The following is a 20,557-nucleotide window of genomic DNA, read 5'->3' on the forward strand; positions in this document are numbered from 1 at the left end:
TGGTCGAGGTTCCCGCCGGTGCGTTCGCGGCTTTCGTCGCGGGGGTGCGGGGCGGGCGGTTCGGCGCCGTCTGACCGGGCCGGTCGGCGTCGCCCCACCGCGCGCGGCACGGTGGGGAATCCAGCAACGAAAGGGCTCCGTGATGACCGCATCCCCCCGCTGGTTCACGTCCTCGTACAGCGACAACGGCGGCAACTGCGTCGAGGTGGCCGCGAATCTGGCCGCCTCGCACGGTGTCGTCCCGGTCCGTGACTCGAAGGTGGTGGGCGGTCCGGTGGTCGAGGTTCCCGCCGGTGCGTTCGCGGCTTTCGTCGCGGGGGTGCGGGGCGGGCGGTTCGGCGCCGTCTGACCGGGCCGGTCGGCGTCGCCCCGCCGCGCGCGGCACGGCGTGGTGGGCCTTCCCGCTGTTCGGGCGCGGCTGCCGCGGGAGGGGGCCGCGCCGGGAGCCGGGGGAGTGGCAGGGTGGCGGGCATGTCCAGCGACCGTCTGATGCCCATCCAGAGCGCGGAGTTCCGCGCCATGGCCGACCGAGTCCTGCGCGTCACCGAGCTGACGTCGCGGCTCAACGTCCTGCCCTTCGACGACGAGGAGGGCAAAGCGGCGCTGTTCGCGCAGATCCTCGGCAAGCCGCTGCCGCCCCGCGTCACGATCTACCCGCCCTTCTTCACCGACCACGGCCTGCGCCTCGACCTCGCCGAGCGGGTGTTCATCAACCAGAACTGCACGTTCCTGGACTACGCGGGCATCCGGCTGAGCGAGCGCGTGATGGTCGGGCCGAAGGTCACGTTCATCACGAGCGGCCACCCGGTCGACCCGGAGGAACGGCGCCACTACCTCACCGGTGCGCCCATCCACGTGGCGGAGAACGTGTGGATCGGGGCCGGTGCGACGATCCTGCCGGGCGTCACCATCGGCAGGGACGCCGTGGTCGCCGCCGGCGCCGTCGTGGCCGAGGACGTCCCCCCGGCCACCCTGGTGACCGGTGCGAAGGCGGGGGTGCGCCGCCAGTGGTGACGGCCGTGACCCTCGACGGCCCGCGCGCGGCGCCGACCGTCGCGCGGGCGGCGGGGAACGAGCCATGGAGGAACCCGGCAGCGCGCGCTTCGGCACACAGCAGGGCCCCGCGAGGATGAACTCCGCGGGGCCCGGTGCGGTGGACTGGGTGACCTCAGTCGGTGAGCGTGTCCTTGATCTTTTCCTTGGCCTGGCGGGCGTCGCCCTTGGTCTGGTCGGCCCGGCCCTCGGCGGTGAGTCGCTCGTTGCCGACGGCGCGGCCGGCGGCTTCCTTCACCTTGCCCTTGACCTGGTCGGTCTTGGCCTGGGTCTTCTCATCGGCAGCCATGTCACTCACACCTCGTTGTTCTCGACGTTGCGGGACACCCTCCGCCTGACCGCGATCTCCGCGCTCAAACCTGCGGGGCCGGGCCGACCGGACACCTGCCGGCTCTGACCCGCCCGATGCCCTGGCCGAAACGCTGCCGGGCCGGTGGGGGGCGGGCGGGGGACCGTGCGCTGTGCCGGGCCGGTCGGGCGGGGGCTCGTGCGCTGTGCCGGGCCCTGGTTCCGGCGTGGTCAGGCCGGGAAGCGCCGTGGGTCGTCCGAGGACAGCGGGCGGCTGCCCTCGGATGAGGGTTCCGCGCGCATCAGCCACAGGCCCACCCGCCCACCCGCCCAGGCGCATCAGGCGGCCCCTGGCTGAATTTCTTTGGTCTGGACCATTGCTCTCCGGTCGGAGTGTGGAGGAAGCTGCTCACCACGCACCGGATCATCACGACCGGAGCCCTTGCCACCGGAACAGGAAGGCAGTAACTCCCCCATGCGCCAAGTGCTTTCGACCCTGAGCATGACCGGACTGCTGGCCGCAGCCGCCCTGCTGCTCGCCCCGTCCGCCCAGGCCGCCGGATACGTCTACGTCGGCATGTACCCGAGCGCCGCCGCCTGTGACGCGGCCGGCCAGGGCTACGTGGCCCGCGGGCAGGCGGTCAACTACTTCTGCGACGCCACCCCCACCACCGCCCGCCTGTCCATCTGGGTCTGACCGGCCCCACCTCCGGGCGTCGGAGCGCCCGGAGGTTGGAACCGGCCCGGCGGCCACCCGGCCGCCGGGCCGGCGGCCTTTCGTCTCTCTTCGCGGTGCGGCCGCCGTGAGCGCCGCGTCCCTGACTCCCCCGGGCGTCTGCGGCGCGCCCGCCCCGTGCGCGCCGCCGCACGCGGCGCCTCCGCAGCGCGGCCCCGGAGGGCCTGCGCCGCCTACGCGCCCGAACAGCCCTTGCGGGCCGGGGTCGCAGCGAACCAAACCATGCAACTCCCCTATCAGCAATGACTTTTGTCACTGAGGCGCGGCTGCCACGTGTGGCCGATCCCTCGCGCTTTCGCCTCTTTGTGATCTTTTACTCCCCGATAACTTCACGCTGTCATCACCATTTCCACGAAGAGGCGGGGCGTAAATGTCGGACACCATACCCATACCGGGCAGACGAAGATATCCATGGGCGCGAAGCGCTCTCATCCTGGTGTCGGGAAGTCTCTCCCTGGCCGTCTCCGTCAGCCTCCTCACGGTCGGCGAGAGAGCGGTGGCCGCCGACCGCGGCGTGCAGCCCCTGGTCGCCCCGGACGAGACAGTGGCGACCGAGGCCGCCGACATCCCGTCCGCGCGGATCGCGGCTCGGCTGTCGGGCAAGCGCGTGGAGGCGCTCTCGGAACGCTCGGAGACGTCGACGACGTGGGTGAACAAGGACGGCTCGCTCACCTCCGAGCTGACCGCGGGACCGGTCCGCTTCCGGGACACGACCACGCGGGCCTGGCGGAACGTCGATCTGGGCCTCGTGGCCGGCCCGGACGGAACCGTCGAGCCGAAGGCGCACCCGCGCGGGCTGCGGCTGGCCGGCCGGACCGGCACCCCGGCGGCCTCGCTCAAGGCCGCCCAGGCGGGCACGGGCACGGACCTGGTCACGCTGGGCGAGGGTGACCAGCAGATCACGCTCCAGTGGAAGGGCGGACTGCCCGCCCCGAAGCTCCAGGGCACCCGTGCGGAGTACGTCAACGCCGTGCCCGGCGCGGACGTGGTGGTCGAGGCGACCCGTACCGGCTTCGAGCAGTTCGTCGAGATCAAGCAGCGCCCCGTCGGCGGCTACACCTACACGCTGCCGCTGCGGGCCAAGGGGCTGCGGGCCCAACAGCAGAAGGACGGCAGCGTCCTCTTCACCGACGCGAAGAACACGAAGCGGGCCGTGATGCCGGCCCCGGTGATGTGGGACGCCACCGTCGACAAGGCATCCGGCGAGCACACCCGGCGGGTGCCGGTCGCCATGAAGGCCGTGACCAGGGGCTCCCTGGTCGATCTGGTCATCACCCCGGACGCCGAGTTCCTGGCCGACCCCGCCACGAAGTACCCGGTCACGGTCGACCCGTCGACCTCCTCGCTGGGCAACGTCTTCGACACCTACGTCCAGCAGGGCGAGACGGTCGACTGGTCCGCCGACGTCGAACTCGACTTCGGCAACCCCGGAACCACCAACGCCGACGGCACCCCGCGCACAGCGCAGTCCTTCGTCTCCTGGAACACCGCGCCCATCTCCGACGCGCTGGTCTCCAACGCCCAACTGTCGCTGTGGAACTTCCACTCCGGCAACGCGGACTGCAAGGCCTATCCGTGGGAGGTCTGGTCGTCCCCCGCGGCGACCACCGCCAGCCGCTGGACGAACCGGCCCGCCATGACGGCGAAGAGGGCCACCTCGACCGAGACGCGCGGCAACGCCGGCTGTGCCACCGCCCCTGACGGGTGGATCAACGCCGACGTGACCACGCTGGCCCAGGAATGGGCCTCGGCCAAGACCGCACGCGGACACCTGGGCCTGCGCGCCACCAGCGAGACGGTCATCCAGCAGTGGAAGCGGGTCAACTCCGCCAACGCCGCCGCCAACCCGCCCAAGCTGGTGGTGAACTACAACTACCGGCCGCGCACCGGCACCAAGCAGGAGGCCGGGCCGCCGTACTTCTCCTACACCGGCGCGTACACCGTCAACACCGCGACCCCGACCCTGCGCGACACCTTCGTCGACCCCAACGGCGACAAGGTGAACGGCACCTTCCAGATCTTCGACGGCACCAGCGACACCCAGGTCGGCGCGGTCCTGGTCTCGCCGTACGTCCCCTCGGGGCAGACCGCCTCCGTGAAGGTCCCGGCCGGTGTGCTGACCAACGGCAAGACGTACACCTTCCGCACCTCGCCCTACGACGGCGCCCACTACAACCTGGGCTGGTCGGCGCGGAGGACCTTCACCGTCGACACCTCGGCTCCGTCCGCCCCGACGCGGATCGTCTCGACGGACTACCCGTCCGGCTCGTGGGTCAAGGGAGCGGGCCAACCCGGCGTCTTCACGGTCACCCCGCCCGCCGCCGACCACCAGTGGCTGGAGTGGTCACTGGACGATGTGACCTGGACCAAGGTCGCCACCGCCGGCTCGACGGCGGCCAGGGCCATCTCCGTCACCCCGCCGCGTGACGGCGTCCACACCCTGTCCGTCCGCAGCGTGGACAAGGCGGACAACAAGTCCGAGGCCATCGAGTACGCCTTCAACGCCGGCCCCGGCGGCTTCCTCCAGCCCACCGACAGCGAGCGCACCGCACGGCGCCTGCCGCTCGTCGCCGAGGCGGACGCGGCCACGTACAACGCCGTGGCGTTCTCCTGGCGACGCTCCGAGGCGGACCCCTGGACCGCGATCCCGGTGGCGCACGTCACCGCAGGCGGTGTGCCCCTCACCGCCTGGCCCGTCCCGCTGACGAACGGCAGGAACGCCCCGCTGGTCTGGACTGCCGCCACCACGGTCGACCCCGACGGCACGGTGCAGATCAAGGCCGACTTCACGGGCGCGAGCGCCGCGTCCGGCAGCAGCGACCCGCTCACGGTGGTCGTCGACCGCGACGCCGACGAGGCAGCGGCCGAGAGCGTCGGGCCCGGCTCGGTGAACCTCCTCACCGGCGACTACACCCTGTCCGCCTCCGACGTCTCGTACTACGGGCTCTCGGTGACCCGGACCGCGTCCTCCCGCACCCCGCAGGCCGGGGCGGAGCAGCAGGGCCAGGCCGCGATCTTCGGCCCCCAGTGGGTCTCCGGCACGACCGCCGAGCTGACCGAGTCCGACTACGCGCACATCCGCCGGATCTCGGACACCGCCGTGGTCGTGGTCAAGGCCGACGACACCGAGATCCACTTCACCGCCAACGCCGGTAGGACCGGGTGGGTTCCGGAGCCGGGCTCGCAGGACCTGACCCTGACGGGCGGCATCGGCGGCTCCTTCACGCTGTCCGACTCCGATGCCGTGGTGACCGAGTTCGCCAAGCCCGATCCGGCCGTCGCCACCTGGCAGGTGGTCTCGACGCGGCTCGAAGGGCTGGACGTCTCCACGACGACCATGTCGACCGAGACCGTGCTGTCGGGCGGCAAGACCCTGGCCCGCCCCAAGCGGGTCGTGGCCCCCAGCTCGGCGAACACCAACGCCGTCTGCCTCGCCACGCCCACGACCCAGGGCTGCCGGGTGCTGGAGTTCGTCTACGCGACCGCCACCACGGCGACCGCCACCGCCTTCGGCGACTTCCGGGGCCAGGTCAAGGAGGTGCAGTTGTACGCCTCCGGGAAGTCCGCCACCTCGTCGACCGCCCGCGCGGTGGCCACCTACCGGTACGACGACGCCGGACGCCTGCGCCAGGAGTGGAACCCGCGCCTGGCCCAGTCCACGCAGACCCAGTACGCCTACGACAGCGCGGGCCGCGTCACCACGTACCAGTCCACGACGGACCAGCCATGGACCTTCGCGTACGGCAAGGTCGGCACCGGGTCGACCGCGGGGGAGGGCATGTTGCTCAAGGCGTCGCACCCGGCGCTCAAGCAGGGCACGACCAACACCCTTGAGGGCATCGCGGCCACGACCCTCGTCTACGACGTCCCGCTGACCGGGACGAGCGCTCCGTACGCGATGGGCGCGGCGGACGTGAAGGCATGGGGCCAGACCGACGCCCCCACCGATGCCACCGCCGTCTTCCCCGCGGACGTGGTGCCGTCGTCCAACACCGGCACCGCTCTCACCGCCGCCTCCTACGCCCGCGCCAACATCAGCTACCTCGGCGTCTCGGGGCGCACGGTGAACGCCGCGGCGCCCGGCGGCCACATCTCGGCCTCGGAGTCCGACAGGTTCGGCAACAACGTCCGGGACCTGACACCGGTCAACCGTGCCGTCGCCCTGGGGATCACGGCCGCTGACCGGGCCGTCCAGGCAGAGCTCGGCATCGCCCAGCTCACCTCCGCCGAGCGCGCCGAGCTCCTGTCGACCAGCTCTGTGTACGACGCCGACGGCACACGGGAACTGGAGGAACTGACCCCCCTGCGCAGGGTCGACCTCACCGCGGACCTGAAGTCCGGCGCCACCACACTGGTCCCCTCGGGCACGTCCGTGACCGCTCGCGGCTGGACGGTCAACGAGTACGACGCGGGCCGTCCCACCAACGGCACCGCTGGCGTCAAGGACCAGATCACCAAGGTGACCGTCGGGGCCCAGCTCCGTGAGCACCCCGGAGTCCACGGCGAGACCAGGGCCGACCAGACCGTCTACGACTGGACGCGGGGCCTGCCGGTCAAGAAGATCCAGGACCCGGGCGGCCTGGCCATCACCACCGTCTACGAGTACGACGCGAAGGGCCAGGTGACCAAGGAACTGTCACCCGGAGCCACCGGGACCGACGCGGCCACCCGCGTGACGAAGTACTGGTCCGCCACCGGCACCGCCGCCTGCGAGGGGCGTCCCGAGTGGGCCGACCTGCTGTGCTCCACCGGTCCCGGCGGATCGATCACCGGCGGCGGCGGCAACCCCGACCAGCTCGCCACCAGCACCTACGAGTACGACTCCTGGGGCAACACCACGACGATCAGCAACACCGCCAACGGAGTCACCCGCGCCACCACCACCACGTACGACGGTGCGGGCCGCGCCACCACGGTCGAGGTGACCGGGGGCCTGGGGGCCGCCGTCCCCACCACCACGACCGGCTACGACAGCGTGACGGGCCGGGTCCTCACAGCGGGTTCCCCGACAGCCGGGACGATCACCAAGGCGTACGACACCCTCGGCCGCCTGCTCTCCTACACCGACGCGGACGGAGGCAGGACCACGACGGAGTACGACCTCCTCAACCGCCCCGCCAAGGTCAGCGACACCGTCCCGTCCGTTCTCACCTTCGCCTACGACCACACCGCGGAGCCCCGCGGCCTGGCGACCGGGCTCACCGACTCCGTCGCCGGGGTGTTCAGCGCGACGTACGACCCCGAAGGCAGCCTCCTCACCGAGAAGCTGCCGGGCGGCTACACCATGACCGTCCGCAACGACTCCATCGGAACGCCGATCGACCGGACGTACACCAGGGACAGCGACTCGGCGGTCGTCTACTCCGACAGCACGACCGCGTCCGTCCACAACCAGACCACCAGCCACGCGGGCTGGTCCGACCAGACCTACCGCTATGACGCCGCCGGGCGTCTGACCACCGTCCAGGACACCTCCGACACGGTCTGCACCCGCCGGGCCTACGGCTTCGACGGCCGCACCAATCGCACCTCGGTCACGACGGCCACAGCGGCACCGGGGGAGGACTGCCCGACCGGCGGTGGAACCGCGAAGACCACGACCTACGACTCGGCCGACCGGCTCAACGCCGCCGGCTACACGTACGACGCCTTCGGCCGCACCACGGCGTTGCCGGGCGGGGTGACCGTCGGCTACTACGCCAACGACATGGCCCGCCAGGAGACGGCGGGCGCCAGGCGGCAGACCTGGACCATGGACGCCGCCCTGCGGCTGCGCTCCTGGACCGTCGAGGCCAACACCTCGGGCGCCTGGGCGAACGTCGGCACGAAGACCAACCACTACGACTGCGACTCCGACAACCCGCGGTGGGTCGTCGAGGACACCGCGACCGGCGCGGTGACCCGCAACCTGACCTCGCTCGCCGGCGGTCTCGCCGCGACGACCAGCGCCACCGGCTCCACGGTTCTCCATCTGTCCACGATCCACGGGGACATCGCCCTCCAGCTTCCCCTGGACGCTGCCCAGGCCCCCGTGGCGCTGGACACGGACGAGTACGGCACGCCCAGGGCAGGGCAGGCCGCCACCCGGTACGGCTGGCTGGGCGTCAAGCAGCGCTCCGCCGAGACCGTCACCGGGCACACCCTCATGGGCGTACGGCTCTACAACTCCACCACCGGCCGCTTCCTGTCCGTCGACCCGATCCACGGCGGCGGAGCCAACCGCTACGGCTATCCCGGCGACCCGGTCAACCAGAACGACCTGGACGGTCGTAAATGGAAGTGCAAGGCCAAGTGCAACATCGAGGGCAAGGGTTCGCACTGCACCGGCCACCTCTGGGGCGCCGGCTCCGGGAAGACCAAGGACGGCGCGGTGAAGGACGCGAAGCGGGACGCCACCCAGCAGGCGCCCCGCGGCTGCTACGCCCGTCATTGCCGGGCGTACGACTGCACCAAGAACCGGGTCAGGCAGTGGTGGGACGGCAACTACAACCCCCGCACCATGCACCGGCACAACCCGCCGAACTGGATGAGGCGCGCCAACCACAACTCCTGGGGAATCCTGTTCCGCAACGAGGTGTGGAGGGGTACCTACGGCAGCTTCTGCGGCTGCAGCCCCTGATCCCCGGCCATGGCGCGGGCCGGTGTTCCGGCCCCGTCCGGGGAGCCACCCCGGACGGGGCCGGGTCCGCGGAGCGCGGCACACTGGCCCCCTGCTCGTCAGCCCAGTTCGGAACGAGGACCACATCATGAGTGACGCCGACGCGGAAGCCGCCGGTACGACAGCGGAACCAAGGCTGTGGCAGGTCAACATCGCCTTGCTGGCGACAGCCGCCCAGCAGGAGGAGCTGATGGACCGGCTGGTGGAAGTGCTGTGCCCGGACCCCTCGCACGAGGGGCCGTGCCCCGTTCCCTGGGCGATGCACAGCGTGGACGGCGACTCCCTTTCCAAGAAGAAGCAGAAGGCCCTCCGGGAGGAGATCGCCGAGACCAACGGCCCGGCGCCGGACTGACCGAGTCCGGTCCGATCGACGCCACGAGCCCGGTTCCGTACGCCGTACGGAACCGGGCTCGTTCATGTGGCCGCACGGCAGCCGGAGGGCCGTCGCGCGGGCGCGTGCGGACACGGCCGCTCCGGGATGATCGGGCCGCGCCGCCGACGGAGCGGCGGGCCGGCCCGCCGCTCCGTCGGCGGCCACCCGTCCGGCGTACGCGACAATGGGGCCATGACCACGTTCGCCCCCGCCCTCCCGCAGCTCCGCATCGGCCCGCACACCGTGCGGCCGCCCGTGGTGCTGGCCCCGATGGCCGGCATCACCAACGCCCCGTTCCGGACGCTGTGCCGGGAGTTCTCCGGGGGCAAGGGGCTCTTCGTCAGCGAGATGATCACCACGCGAGCGCTGGTCGAGCGCAACGAGAAGACCATGCAGCTCATCCACTTCGACGCGACCGAGACCCCGCGCTCGATCCAGTTGTACGGAGTGGACCCGGTCACCGTCGGCAAGGCGGTCCGGATGATCGTGGACGAGGACCTGGCCGACCACATCGACCTGAACTTCGGCTGCCCCGTCCCCAAGGTCACCCGCAAGGGCGGCGGCTCCGCGCTGCCGTACAAGCGGCCCCTGCTGCGGGCCATCCTGCGCGAGGCGGTCTCCAACGCCGGTGACCTGCCGGTCACCATCAAGATGCGCAAGGGCATCGACGACGACCACCTCACCTTCCTCGACGCGGGCCGCATCGCCGTCGAGGAGGGCGTCACCGCCGTCGCCCTGCACGGGCGCACCACCGCCCAGCACTACGGCGGCACCGCCGACTGGGACGCCATCGCCCGCCTCAAGGAGCACGTCCCGGAGATCCCCGTCCTCGGCAACGGCGACATCTGGTGCGCCGACGACGCGCTGCGGATGATGCGCGAGACCGGGTGCGACGGGGTCGTCGTGGGACGCGGCTGCCTGGGCCGGCCCTGGCTCTTCGCCGACCTGGTGAGCGCCATGGAGGGCCGTGCGGCCCGCCACGCGCCCGCCCTGCGCGAGGTCGCGGACGTCATGGTGCGCCACGCGACGCTGCTGGGGGAGTGGATCGGGGACGAGGCGCGCGGGGTGATCGACTTCCGCAAGCACGTCGCCTGGTACCTGAAGGGCTTCGCGGTCGGCTCCGAGATGCGCAAGAAGCTGGCGGTCACCTCCTCGCTGGAGGAGCTGGCCGGGCAGTTGCACGAGCTGGACCTCGACCAGCCCTGGCCCGAGGGCGCGGACGGGCCGCGCGGGCGCACCTCGGGCAACAACCGGGTCGTGCTGCCGGACGGCTGGCTGAAGGACCCGTACGACTGCGCGGGCGTCGGCGCCGACGCGGAGCTGGACACCTCCGGCGGCTGAGCGCGCCCCGTCCGCGTACGGGCCCGCGTCCGGCCCCGGAGCCCGATACGCCCGCGCGCTCGCCTGAGCGCCCGTACGCACCGTTCGCGTGCGCCCTCGCCCGCCCCCGCCACCCCACCGGATCGCCCCCCGGGCCCCGGGGGGGGGCGGGGGGGGGGGGGGGGGGGGGGGGGGGGGGGGGTGGGGGGGGGGGGGGGGGGGGGGGGGGGGGGAGAGGGGGGGGGGGGGGGGCCCCCTCCCCCCCCCCCCCCCCCCCCCCCCCCCCCCCCCCCCACCCCCCCCCCCCCCCCCCCCCCCCCCCCCCCCCCGCTGGGGCCGGTCGCGTGCTCGCGGCCTGCTGGGAGCGGGTGCGCCCGAGCGGTCGGACAAGCCGGGCGGCGGCCGGCCGCACCATCCGCCGGCGTCCGCATCCTGAAATTCCGGGTCCGAAACCGGCGTGATTCACGCCACCCTTGATAGGCAATGCGCTCAGATGAGCGAATCGGAGGTGGCTGCACTTCTGGAAGACCTGGCACTCAGTGCCAGGTGGCCGTTTTCGGGAAGTGTACTCAGGTGCCGACAGGGGCGCTCTTATGAGCGTGCAAGGTCAAGATCAGGCCATGGTGCGTTCATGAGGTGAAGGCGGCGGCTGACCCGGTCCGGCGGCGGGGACCTTTCGATCTGCTGGCGGACGGGTGGTTGCGGCCGCATGACGACCAAGTGGACGTACCCATACACCTTCGATCTGGGTATGTTCCTCGCCGTCAGGGCAGCCACCGCGTCCTCGAGGAGTCGAGACCCGTGTCGGAAAACAAAGATCAGCAGAAGTTCGTCTACGACTTCACCGAGGGCAACAAGGACCTGAAGGACCTTCTGGGCGGCAAGGGCGCCAACCTCGCCGAGATGACCAACCTCGGCCTGCCCGTCCCTCCGGGCTTCACCATCACCACCGAGGCCTGCAAGGTCTACCTGGAGAGCGGCGAGGCGCCCACCGCGCTGCGCGACGAGGTGAGCGCGCACCTCGCGGCGCTGGAGGAGCGGATGGGCAAGCGGCTCGGCCAGGCCGACGACCCGCTGCTGGTGTCCGTACGCTCCGGCGCCAAGTTCTCCATGCCCGGCATGATGGACACGGTCCTCAACATCGGCCTCTCCGACGCCTCGGTGGTCGGCCTCGCCACCCAGTCCGGCGACGAGCGCTTCGCCTGGGACTCCTACCGCCGCCTCATCCAGATGTTCGGCAAGACCGTCCTCGGCGTCGACGGCGACCTCTTCGAGGAGGCGCTGGAGGCGGCCAAGGAGGCCAAGGGCGTCAGCGTCGACACCGACCTGGCAGCGGCCGACCTCAAGAAGCTCGTCAAGCGGTTCAAGAAGATCGTCGAGACGCAGGCCGGGCGCCCGTTCCCGGAGGACCCCCGCGAGCAGATGGACCTGGCCATAAACGCGGTCTTCGACTCGTGGAACACCGAGCGGGCCAAGCTCTACCGCCGCCAGGAGCGCATCCCCGGCGACCTGGGCACCGCCGTCAACGTCTGCTCGATGGTCTTCGGCAACCTCGGCCCCGACTCCGGCACGGGCGTCGCCTTCACCCGCGACCCGGCCAGCGGCCACCAGGGCGTCTACGGCGACTACCTCCAGAACGCCCAGGGCGAGGACGTCGTCGCCGGCATCCGCAACACCGTGCCGCTCGCCGAGCTGGAGTCGATCGACAAGGCGTCGTACGACCAGTTGATGCGGATCATGGAGACGCTGGAGACGCACTACAAGGACCTCTGCGACATCGAGTTCACCATCGAGCGCGGCCACCTCTGGATGCTCCAGACCCGCGTCGGCAAGCGCACCGCCGGCGCCGCCTTCCGCATCGCCACCCAGCTCGTCGACCAGGGCCTGATCGACGAGGCCGAAGCCCTCCAGCGGGTCAACGGCGCGCAGCTCGCCCAGTTGATGTTCCCCCGCTTCGACGACGAGGCCGCCACCGAACTGCTCGGCCGGGGCATCGCCGCCTCGCCCGGCGCGGCGGTCGGCAAGGCCGTCTTCGACTCGTACACCGCCATCAAGTGGTCCCGGTCCGGCGAGAAGGTCATCCTCATCCGCCGCGAGACCAACCCCGACGACCTGGACGGCATGATCGCCGCCGAGGGCATCCTGACCTCGCGCGGCGGCAAGACCTCGCACGCGGCGGTCGTCGCGCGCGGCATGGGCAAGACCTGCGTCTGCGGGGCGGAGGAGCTGGAGGTCGACACCAAGCGCCGCCGGATGACCGTCGGCGGCCGGGTGGTCGAGGAGGGCGACGTCGTCTCCATCGACGGCTCGACCGGCAAGGTCTACCTGGGCGAGGTGCCCGTCGTGCCGTCGCCGGTCGTCGAGTACTTCGAGGGCCGGATGCACGCCGGGGCGGACGACGCCGACGAGCTGGTCGCCGCCGTGCACCGGATCATGGCGTACGCGGACCGGGTGCGGCGGCTGCGGGTGCGGGCCAACGCGGACAACGCCGAGGACGCGCTGCGGGCCCGCCGCTTCGGCGCCCAGGGCATCGGCCTGTGCCGCACCGAGCACATGTTCCTCGGGGAGCGCCGCGAGCTGGTCGAGAAGCTGATCCTCGCGGACACCGACGACGAGCGCGAGACCGCGCTGGCGGCCCTGCTCCCGCTCCAGAAGGCCGACTTCGTCGAGCTGTTCGAGTCGATGGACGGCCTGCCCGTCACGGTGCGCCTGCTGGACCCGCCGCTGCACGAGTTCCTGCCCGACATCACCGAGCTGTCCGTGCGCGTCGCCCTCGCCGAGTCCCGCCAGGACGCCAACGAGAACGACCTGCGCCTGCTCCAGGCGGTCCACAAGCTGCACGAGCAGAACCCGATGCTGGGGCTGCGCGGCGTACGCCTCGGGCTCGTCATCCCCGGCCTCTTCGCGATGCAGGTCCGGGCCATCGCGGAGGCGGCCGCCCAGCGCAAGAACGCCAAGGGCGACCCGCGCCCCGAGATCATGATCCCGCTCGTCGGCACGGTCCAGGAGCTGGAGATCGTCCGGGAGGAGGCCGACCGGGTCATCACCGAGGTCCAGGCGGCCACCGGCACCGACCTCAAGCTCACGATCGGCACCATGATCGAGCTGCCGCGCGCCGCGCTGACGGCGGGGCAGATCGCGGAGGCCGCGCAGTTCTTCTCGTTCGGCACCAACGACCTGACCCAGACGGTGTGGGGCTTCTCCCGCGACGACGTGGAGGCCTCGTTCTTCACCGCGTACCTGGAGAAGGGCATCTTCGGGGTCTCGCCGTTCGAGACGATCGACAAGGACGGCGTCGGCGCGCTGGTCCGCAGCGCCGTCGAGGCCGGCCGGGCCACCCGCCCGGACCTCAAGCTCGGGGTCTGCGGGGAGCACGGCGGCGACCCGGAGTCGGTGCACTTCTTCCACGAGGTGGGCCTGGACTACGTCTCCTGCTCGCCGTTCCGGATTCCGGTGGCGCGGCTGGAGGCGGGCCGGGCGGCCGCCGGGCCCAGGGGCAGCGACAGCCGCTGACCCGGTCCTCGACCACCTTCCGGGGCAGCCGCCGGAGACCGAGCCCGGACCCTCACCCGGCTCGCCGGCCCGGCCGCGGCCCCGGAACGCCGAGAGGCGGCGGCGCCCTGTGCGGGGGCGCCGCCGCCTCACCCTCGGGCCCGCCGCCGCACCCCTGGACCCGCCGCCTCACCCTCGGGCCCGCCGCCCCGCCCCGGCGCCCGCCGCCCGACCGTCGGCCGTAAGGCGGAGAAGCGGAATACCGCGCGGATGCCGCTGGGATGTGGCGTAGCCCACATTGCTTCGTTTAATGCGCAAAGAAATGCGCGTGTCGGCCGGGGGAACCTGGGTGCGGTCCACGGATCCCCACCCGTGGACCGCACCCGGCTTACCCCCGTCGGGTACGGAGCCGCACCGCCGCCCACCGCCGCCGAACACACAAAGCCCCCCACGGCCTTCACGTGCTCATCCGGTGGGCACCGGATGCGTACCCGACGTCGTACAGCCTTTCGGGTGCGGCGTAACGGGGCGAGACGTTTCACTTCTGGCCGAAACCCCGTGGTGACCTCCTGTGATGGCCCGCATACCCTTTGGTGGGGGCGATTGCGGATGCAACAGGTGGGGGAACGGTGCTGCGTATCCATGTGTCCGGGGTGGACCTTTCGCGGGTGCGGATGGCCACACGGCCGGACGCCCTGTGGGAAACCGTTCTGAGTTTTCACCGTCTGAGGGACCGGCGCGCTTCCACGGTGTTCGGGAAATGGCGCGCGGAAACCCGGACCCGGTTGAATGGTGAAGTACACCTGCTGGCCGCGGTCGTTCCACCCCGAGGCTATTTCCCGGATTTCCTGACGCCCGCCCAGGAAGGCTCCGAGCCTTTCGCGCTGGACGTCGGAATAGAAGCCCTGCGCGACACCCCCGCCGACCGCGTCCGCGAGGAGCTGGAGCTGCTGGCGGCCGGACGGCAGCTCCAGCGGGCCGGCCGCCCGACCGGCGGGCGGTCCCCGGCGCGATCGGGCGCGGCCCTGCCCGCCGCACTCCTGGAGGGCCGCTCCGAGCCGCTCGGCCGCCTGATCGGGGCCCTGCGCGGCTACCACCACGCCGCCATCGAGCCGTACTGGCCGCACGTGCGGGCCAGCGTCGAGGCCGACCGGGCCGTCCGCGGCCGGGCCCTGCTGGACGGCGGGGCGGACGAACTCCTCGCCACCCTGCCCCCGATGATCCGCTGGCGCTCACCGGTCCTGGAGGCGGACTACCCGGTCGACCGGGACCTCCACCTCGACGGGCGGGGGCTGCTGCTCCAGCCGTCGTTCTTCTGCCGGGGCACCGCCGTCGTCTACCGCGACCCCTCGCTCCCGCCGGTGCTGGTCTACCCGGTGACCCACCCCGGCGCCCCGGTCTTCACCGGACCCGGCCCCTGGCTCGGCCGGCTCGTCGGGCACACCCGCTCGGCCATCCTCCAGTCCATCGGCGACGGCTGCACCACCAGTGAACTGGCCCGCCGGGCCGGGGTGTCGCTCGCCTCCGCCAGCCAGCACGCCTCCGTGCTGCGCGAGGCGGGCCTGGTCCTGACCCTGCGCCACGGCAACTCGGTGCTGCACACGCTGACCCCGCTCGGCGGCTCCCTGCTCCGCGGCGGCGAGCCGCTCGCCCTGCCCTGACCGGGCCCCGGCGGCCACGCGGGGGCCGGTGGCGAAAGCCTGTTCCCCGTACGCCGATGAGTTCCGGGCGCCGCCGCCGTCTACCCCTCGCAAGCGCCCGGCGGACCACCGCGGGGCCGGTACGGAGAAAGAGGCGACGGCCATGGCTCAGATGATCTTCGTGAACCTTCCGGTGAAGAACCTGGAGACCACGAAGGGCTTCTTCGAGAAGCTCGGCTACCGGACCAACCCGCAGTTCAGCGACGACCGGACGGCGTGCCTGGTCATCAGCGACACGATCTTCGCCATGCTGCTGGAGGAGTCGCGCTTCAAGGACTTCACGCAGAAGGAGATCGCGGACTCCACGAGGACGACCGAGGTCATCCTCTGCCTCAGCGCCGAGAGCCGCGAGAAGGTCGACGAGATCGCCGACGCGGCGCTGGCGGCCGGCGGGTTCCCCGCCAACCCGCCGCAGGACTACGGCCACATGTACGGCCGCTCGTTCCAGGACCCCGACCACCACGTCTGGGAGATTCTGTGGATGGACCCGGCCGCCCTCGAGGCCCAGGGCTGATCCCCACGCCGCACGCCGGGCCGGCGCGGAACCCGCGCCGGCCGGCCCGCGACCCGGAGGTCAGCGGCGGAAGGGGCCCTTCACCTCGTAGGTGATGCCGCCCGTGGAGCTGCCGCTCGTCCCGCGCTGCGAGGACAAGTACAGCCGGCTGCCGTCCGGCGAGAAGGCGGGCCCGGTGATCTCCGAGCCCGACTGGCCGGTGATCCGCAGGAACGGGGACACCTTGTCGTCCGGCGTGATCAGGCAGATCTCCATGTTCCCGCCGTCCTCGGCGACGTAGAGGTCGCCGGAGCCGGACCGGGTGACGTTGTCGACCCCGGTCAGCGGGGCGGAGCCGCTCGTCACCAGCGAGTCGTCGTAGGCGAGCGAGATGGACGAGGTGGTCGCGTCGTACGCCCACACCCGGTTGTCGCCCTTGGTGGTGAACCAGCAGGTGCCCGCCGCGTAGAAGCAGCCCTCCCCGCCGTTGAACACCTTCGCCCCCGAGACCTGGTGCCGGGTCTGGGTGGAGGAGGCCGCCGGGTCCGGCACGTCCGCCCAGGTCACCGGACCGGAGGCGCCGCTGCCCGCCACCAGCACCTGGAGGGTGCCGCGCGACAGGTCGCCCCAGGTCGTGGGGCGGAAGCGGTAGAAGCGGCCGTCCGACTCGTCCTCGGTGAGGTAGACGTACCCGTGGTCGGCGTCGGCCGCCGCCGCCTCGTGCTTGAACCGCCCCATCGCCGGGCGCCGCACCGCCGCGTTCACGCCCCACGGGTCGGTCTCGTACACGTATCCGCGGGAGACCTCCTCGCAGGAGAGCCAGGTCTTCCACGGGGTGCTGCCGCCCGCGCAGTTGTTGTTGGTGCCGGACAGGATGCGGTACGCGCCGGTCACCGTCCCCGAGGAGTCGAAGCGCACCGCGCTGGCCCCGCCGCCGCTGCTGGGGGAGGTCTCGGCGTTGGAGACGTAGATCCAGCCCGAACCGTCGGCGTACGTCGCACCGCCGTCGGGTGCGCTGTGCCAGCGGTAGGACGTCCCGGACACGGTCTGCCCGGAGCGGGCGATGATGCGGCTGGTGAAGCCGTTCGGCAACTGGATGCCGTTGCCGTTGGCCGCCTGGAGCGCGCCGTACGGGCCGGTGGCCGGCTGGGCCGGGCCGGCGTAGGCGGCCCCGCGCCAGAGCGTGCCGCCGAAGGCGGCCGCCGAGCTGCCGATCACCGCGGTGCGCAAGAAGTTCCGACGTTCCACTATCACTCCACGGGTGAGTGGGGGGCCCGCCGCTCCGGACGGACCGGCGGGTCGCGCGTCAGGACTGTAGAAGCGCAGAGTTGACGAAGCGTCACGGAGAAGTGAACGGTTGGGGGTGCCGGATCGCCCGTCCCCCCGGTCAGCCGAAGGTCCGCACGGCGAACACCGGGACGGAGACCCGCTCGTCGTCCAGGCACGCGCCGGTGGCGAGATCGAACCGCTGCTTGAGCAGGGGCGACGCCACGAACGGCCGCCCGTCGCCGGAGCCGAGCAGGCCGCGCGAGAGGACGTACGCCCCGGTGAACGGGTCCCGGTTGCCGATCGCGTGGACCCGCCCGGCCCGGTCCCGGAACAGGGCCGCCTGGTCCCCGTCCGGCAGCAGCACCGCGACGCCCCGGCCGGGGACCAGCAGCTCCGCGCGGCAGACCGCCAACCACCCCCCGCCCCAGGCGAGCTGGACCTCATCCGCCGCCTTCACCTGGTCCGCGATCGTCATGACGTGGTCCCTTCGAGGGTGCGGACGGCGAGCACCGGTCCGGCGAGCAGCTCCAGGTCCGGCTTGATCTGGTCGCGCTCGGGGACGAACCTCACCGAGGGGTCGGGCGCGCCGGGGGCGTTGACGAAGGTGACGAAGCGGCGCAGCCGCTCCGGGTCGTCGAGGGTCTCGGCCCACTCGTCGCGGTAGCCGGAGACGTGCCCGGCCATCAGCCGCTCCAACTCGTCGCAGAGCCCCAGCGAGTCGTGGACGACCACGTCCCGCACGTGCTCCAGGCCGCCGTCGATCCGCTCCAACCAGGCCGACGTGCGCTCCAGCCGGTCGGCGGTGCGGATGTAGAACATCAGGAACCGGTCGATCAGCCGCACCAGCGCGGCGTCGTCGAGGTCCTGCGCCAGGAGGTCGGCGTGGCGCGGCGTGGCCCCGCCGTTGCCGCCGACGTAGAGGTTCCACCCCTGGGCGGTGGCGATGACCCCGAAGTCCTTGCCCCGCGCCTCCGCGCACTCGCGGGCGCAGCCGGAGACCGCCGACTTCAGCTTGTGCGGGGCGCGCAGGCCCCGGTAGCGCAGCTCCAGGTCGATCGCCATCCGCACGGAGTCCTGCACGCCGTAGCGGCACCAGGTCTGCCCCACGCAGGACTTGACCGTGCGCAGCGACTTCCCGTACGCGTGGCCGGACTCGAAGCCCGCCGCCACCAACCGGGCCCAGATGGGCGGGAGCTGGTCCACGCGTGCGCCGAAGAGGTCGATGCGCTGGCCGCCGGTGATCTTCGTGTAGAGGCCGAAGTCGCGGGCGACCTCCCCGAGCACGATGAGCTTCTCCGGGGTGATCTCGCCGCCCGGAACGCGCGGCACGATCGAATAGGAGCCGTTGCGCTGGAGGTTGGCGAGGAAGTGGTCGTTGGTGTCCTGGAGCGCCGCCTGCTCGCCGTCGAGCACATAGCCGCTCGCGCCGACCTCGGGGGCGAGCGAGGCGATGACCGAGCCGACCACCGGCTTGCAGACCTCGCAGCCGTCCCCGCCCCGCGCCTCCTCGCGGCCGTGCGCGTCGAGCAGCGCGGAGAACGAGGCGATGCGCAGGGTGCGGACGATCTCGTACAGCTCCGCCCGGCTGTACGGGAAGCAGCCGCACAGGCCCCGGTCGGCGGGCGGCGGCAGCAGGTGCCCGACGACGGCCAGGCAGCCGCCGCACCCCGTACCGGCCTTGGTGCACCTCTTCACCTCGGCCAGCGTGGCGTGCGCCCGGATCGCGCCCTTGGTGACGTTGTGGCAGGAGCAGACCACCGCCTCGTCCGGCAGCGCCGACGGGCCGAGCGCCACCGCTCCGCCCGCCCCGGCCGGCAGGACCAACCGCTCCGGGGCGACCGGCAGCACCGTGCCCGTCATCGGCCGCAGGGCGCCGTACTGCTCCGCGTCCCCGACCAGCACCCCGCCCAGCAGGACGCCGTCCGCCCCGATCACCAGCTTCTTGTAGACCCCCGAGCGGGCGTCGGAGTACACCACGTCCGAGCTGCCCTCGGCGCTTCCGTGCGCGTCGCCGAACGAGGCCACGTCCACGCCGAGCAGCTTCAGCTTCGTCGAGAGGTCCGCCCCCGTGAACGCGGCCCGCCCGCCCGCGATCACCTCGGCGGCCGTCTCCGCCATCTCGTAGCCCGGTGCGACCAGCCCGTACACCCGGCCGTCCGACGCCTGCGCGCACTCGCCGATCGCGAAGACCGCGCGGTCCGAGGTCCGGCACTCCTCGTCCACGACGACGCCGCCGCGCTCGCCGACCGCCAGGCCGCACGCCCGCGCCACCTCGTCCCTGGGGCGCACGCCCGCCGAGAAGACGACCAGGTCGGTGGCGAGCCGGGAGCCGTCCGACAGCGCCATCCCGTTCACCGCCCCGTCCGCGCCCACGGCGACCTCCCGCGCGCCGACCCCCGTGCGGACGGCGAGGCCCATGGCCTCGACGGTGCGCAGCAGCGCCGCCCCGCCGCCCTCGTCCACCTGGACCGGCATCAGCCGGGGCGCGAACTCCACCACCTGGGTGCGCAGCCCGAGGCCCTTGAGCGCCCCGGCCGCCTCCAGCCCGAGCAGCCCGCCGCCGACCACCGTGCCGGTCGCCGCCCCCTTCGCGTACGCCTCGATCGCGAGCAGGTCGTCCACGGTCCGGTAGACGAAGCACCCGCGGGCGTCCCGGCCCGGCACCGGCGGCACGAAGGGGTACGAGCCCGTCGCCAGCACCAGCGTGTCGTACCGGAACACCGCCCCCGACCGGGCGGTCACCGTGCGCGCCTCGCGGTCGACACTCCGGGCCGGGTCGCCCACGCGCAGCTCGTAGCCGTGCCGGGCCATGAAGTCCGGCTCCACCAGGGAGAGCTGCTCGGGGCTGCGCCCGGCGAAGTACGAGGTGAGCCGCACCCGGTCGTAGGCGGGCCGGGACTCCTCGCAGAGCACCACGACCCGGACCCGGCCGGCCGCCGGGGTCATCCCCCGCGCGGCCAGGGCCTCCAGGAACCGCTGGCCCACCATGCCGTGCCCCACGAGCACGATCGTCGGCGGGGGAGCGGCCCCCGCCGGGCGGGCGTCCGGCGCGTCGGCGGCGTGCGGGGCGAAGGCGTGCTCCGGCATCTCGGTGACCTCCGTCGGTGTCCTCATGCCCCGAGCGTGGGCGGACGGTGTTACCCGGCCGCATCCCGCCTGTTTCCCCGGCGGAACC

13 protein-coding genes are annotated in these 20,557 nt (G+C 72.4%); 9 read left to right on the top strand and 4 right to left on the bottom strand.

Going from position 1 to position 20,557, the window contains the following annotated elements; translation table 11 throughout:
- The first annotated feature begins 139 nt into the window (after positions 1 to 139).
- Together ACZ6EJ_RS04600 and ACZ6EJ_RS04605 are read left to right on the top strand one after the other, a co-directional pair.
- On the top strand, positions 140 to 349 hold the full coding sequence (locus ACZ6EJ_RS04600; RefSeq protein ID WP_469264579.1) for a DUF397 domain-containing protein: 210 nt from the start codon (positions 140 to 142) through the stop codon (positions 347 to 349).
- A gap of 122 nt (positions 350 to 471) precedes the next feature.
- Complete coding sequence (locus tag ACZ6EJ_RS04605) at positions 472 to 1,014, top strand: DapH/DapD/GlmU-related protein (RefSeq protein ID WP_469264581.1); 543 nt, start codon at positions 472 to 474, stop codon at positions 1,012 to 1,014.
- 154 nt (positions 1,015 to 1,168) lie between these two features.
- Here the strand turns inward: ACZ6EJ_RS04605 and ACZ6EJ_RS04610 are convergent, their stop codons facing one another.
- Complete coding sequence (locus tag ACZ6EJ_RS04610; protein ID WP_469264583.1) at positions 1,169 to 1,342, bottom strand: CsbD family protein; 174 nt, start codon at positions 1,340 to 1,342, stop codon at positions 1,169 to 1,171.
- Positions 1,343 to 1,816: 474 nt separating this feature from the next.
- Here ACZ6EJ_RS04610 and ACZ6EJ_RS04615 point away from each other — a divergent pair, with 474 nt between their 5' ends.
- The 7 genes from ACZ6EJ_RS04615 to ACZ6EJ_RS04645 all read left to right on the top strand — a co-directional run bounded on the left by ACZ6EJ_RS04615 (position 1,817) and on the right by ACZ6EJ_RS04645 (position 16,134).
- On the top strand, positions 1,817 to 2,038 hold the full coding sequence (locus tag ACZ6EJ_RS04615; RefSeq protein ID WP_469264585.1) for a hypothetical protein: 222 nt from the start codon (positions 1,817 to 1,819) through the stop codon (positions 2,036 to 2,038).
- Positions 2,039 to 2,447: 409 nt separating this feature from the next.
- A complete protein-coding gene (locus ACZ6EJ_RS04620) occupies positions 2,448 to 8,696 on the top strand; it encodes an RHS repeat-associated core domain-containing protein (protein WP_469264587.1) in 6,249 nt (2,082 codons plus the stop codon).
- Positions 8,697 to 8,823: 127 nt separating this feature from the next.
- Positions 8,824 to 9,087: a hypothetical protein gene (locus ACZ6EJ_RS04625; RefSeq protein ID WP_469264589.1), complete on the top strand. Its 264-nt coding sequence runs from the start codon at positions 8,824 to 8,826 to the stop codon at positions 9,085 to 9,087.
- A 213-nt stretch (positions 9,088 to 9,300) separates the two neighbouring features.
- The gene (gene dusB, locus ACZ6EJ_RS04630) at positions 9,301 to 10,449 is read left to right on the top strand and encodes a tRNA dihydrouridine synthase DusB (protein ID WP_469264590.1); all 1,149 of its coding nucleotides are present in this window, start codon (positions 9,301 to 9,303) and stop codon (positions 10,447 to 10,449) included.
- A 780-nt stretch (positions 10,450 to 11,229) separates the two neighbouring features.
- Positions 11,230 to 13,941 (top strand): pyruvate, phosphate dikinase, encoded by a 2,712-nt coding sequence (gene ppdK, locus ACZ6EJ_RS04635; RefSeq protein WP_469264592.1) that lies wholly within the window; start codon positions 11,230 to 11,232, stop codon positions 13,939 to 13,941.
- 608 nt (positions 13,942 to 14,549) lie between these two features.
- Entirely contained in the window at positions 14,550 to 15,581 is a 1,032-nt protein-coding gene (locus tag ACZ6EJ_RS04640; RefSeq protein ID WP_469264594.1) for an ArsR/SmtB family transcription factor, read from the top strand.
- 142 nt (positions 15,582 to 15,723) lie between these two features.
- Entirely contained in the window at positions 15,724 to 16,134 is a 411-nt protein-coding gene (locus ACZ6EJ_RS04645; RefSeq protein ID WP_469264596.1) for a VOC family protein, read from the top strand.
- A gap of 60 nt (positions 16,135 to 16,194) precedes the next feature.
- Here ACZ6EJ_RS04645 and ACZ6EJ_RS04650 read toward each other — a convergent pair whose 3' ends face one another.
- The 3 genes from ACZ6EJ_RS04650 to nirB form a co-directional block, all read right to left on the bottom strand.
- Complete coding sequence (locus ACZ6EJ_RS04650) at positions 16,195 to 17,361, bottom strand: alkaline phosphatase PhoX (protein WP_469264598.1); 1,167 nt, start codon at positions 17,359 to 17,361, stop codon at positions 16,195 to 16,197.
- Positions 17,362 to 17,500: 139 nt separating this feature from the next.
- Positions 17,501 to 17,857: a nitrite reductase small subunit NirD gene (nirD, locus tag ACZ6EJ_RS04655; protein ID WP_469264600.1), complete on the bottom strand. Its 357-nt coding sequence runs from the start codon at positions 17,855 to 17,857 to the stop codon at positions 17,501 to 17,503.
- Entirely contained in the window at positions 17,854 to 20,469 is a 2,616-nt protein-coding gene (gene nirB / locus ACZ6EJ_RS04660; RefSeq protein ID WP_469264781.1) for a nitrite reductase large subunit NirB, read from the bottom strand. The genes nirD and nirB overlap by 4 nt, the downstream gene beginning before the upstream one ends.
- Positions 20,470 to 20,557 lie beyond the last annotated feature (88 nt).

The sequence above is a fragment of the Streptomyces sp. NPDC041970 genome (genome assembly GCF_055588985.1).

What these genes read in the sequence shown, in the direction of transcription:
- ACZ6EJ_RS04605 (WP_469264581.1), top strand. Translation starts at nt 472, where the DNA reads ATGTCCAGCGACCGTCTGATGCCCATCCAGAGCGCGGAGTTCCGCGCC.
- ACZ6EJ_RS04610 (WP_469264583.1), bottom strand. Translation starts at nt 1,342, where the DNA reads ATGGCTGCCGATGAGAAGACCCAGGCCAAGACCGACCAGGTCAAGGGC.
- ACZ6EJ_RS04615 (WP_469264585.1), top strand. Translation starts at nt 1,817, where the DNA reads ATGCGCCAAGTGCTTTCGACCCTGAGCATGACCGGACTGCTGGCCGCA.
- ACZ6EJ_RS04620 (WP_469264587.1), top strand. Translation starts at nt 2,448, where the DNA reads ATGTCGGACACCATACCCATACCGGGCAGACGAAGATATCCATGGGCG.
- ACZ6EJ_RS04625 (WP_469264589.1), top strand. Translation starts at nt 8,824, where the DNA reads ATGAGTGACGCCGACGCGGAAGCCGCCGGTACGACAGCGGAACCAAGG.
- dusB (WP_469264590.1), top strand. Translation starts at nt 9,301, where the DNA reads ATGACCACGTTCGCCCCCGCCCTCCCGCAGCTCCGCATCGGCCCGCAC.
- ACZ6EJ_RS04645 (WP_469264596.1), top strand. Translation starts at nt 15,724, where the DNA reads ATGGCTCAGATGATCTTCGTGAACCTTCCGGTGAAGAACCTGGAGACC.
- nirD (WP_469264600.1), bottom strand. Translation starts at nt 17,857, where the DNA reads ATGACGATCGCGGACCAGGTGAAGGCGGCGGATGAGGTCCAGCTCGCC.
- nirB (WP_469264781.1), bottom strand. Translation starts at nt 20,469, where the DNA reads ATGCCGGAGCACGCCTTCGCCCCGCACGCCGCCGACGCGCCGGACGCC.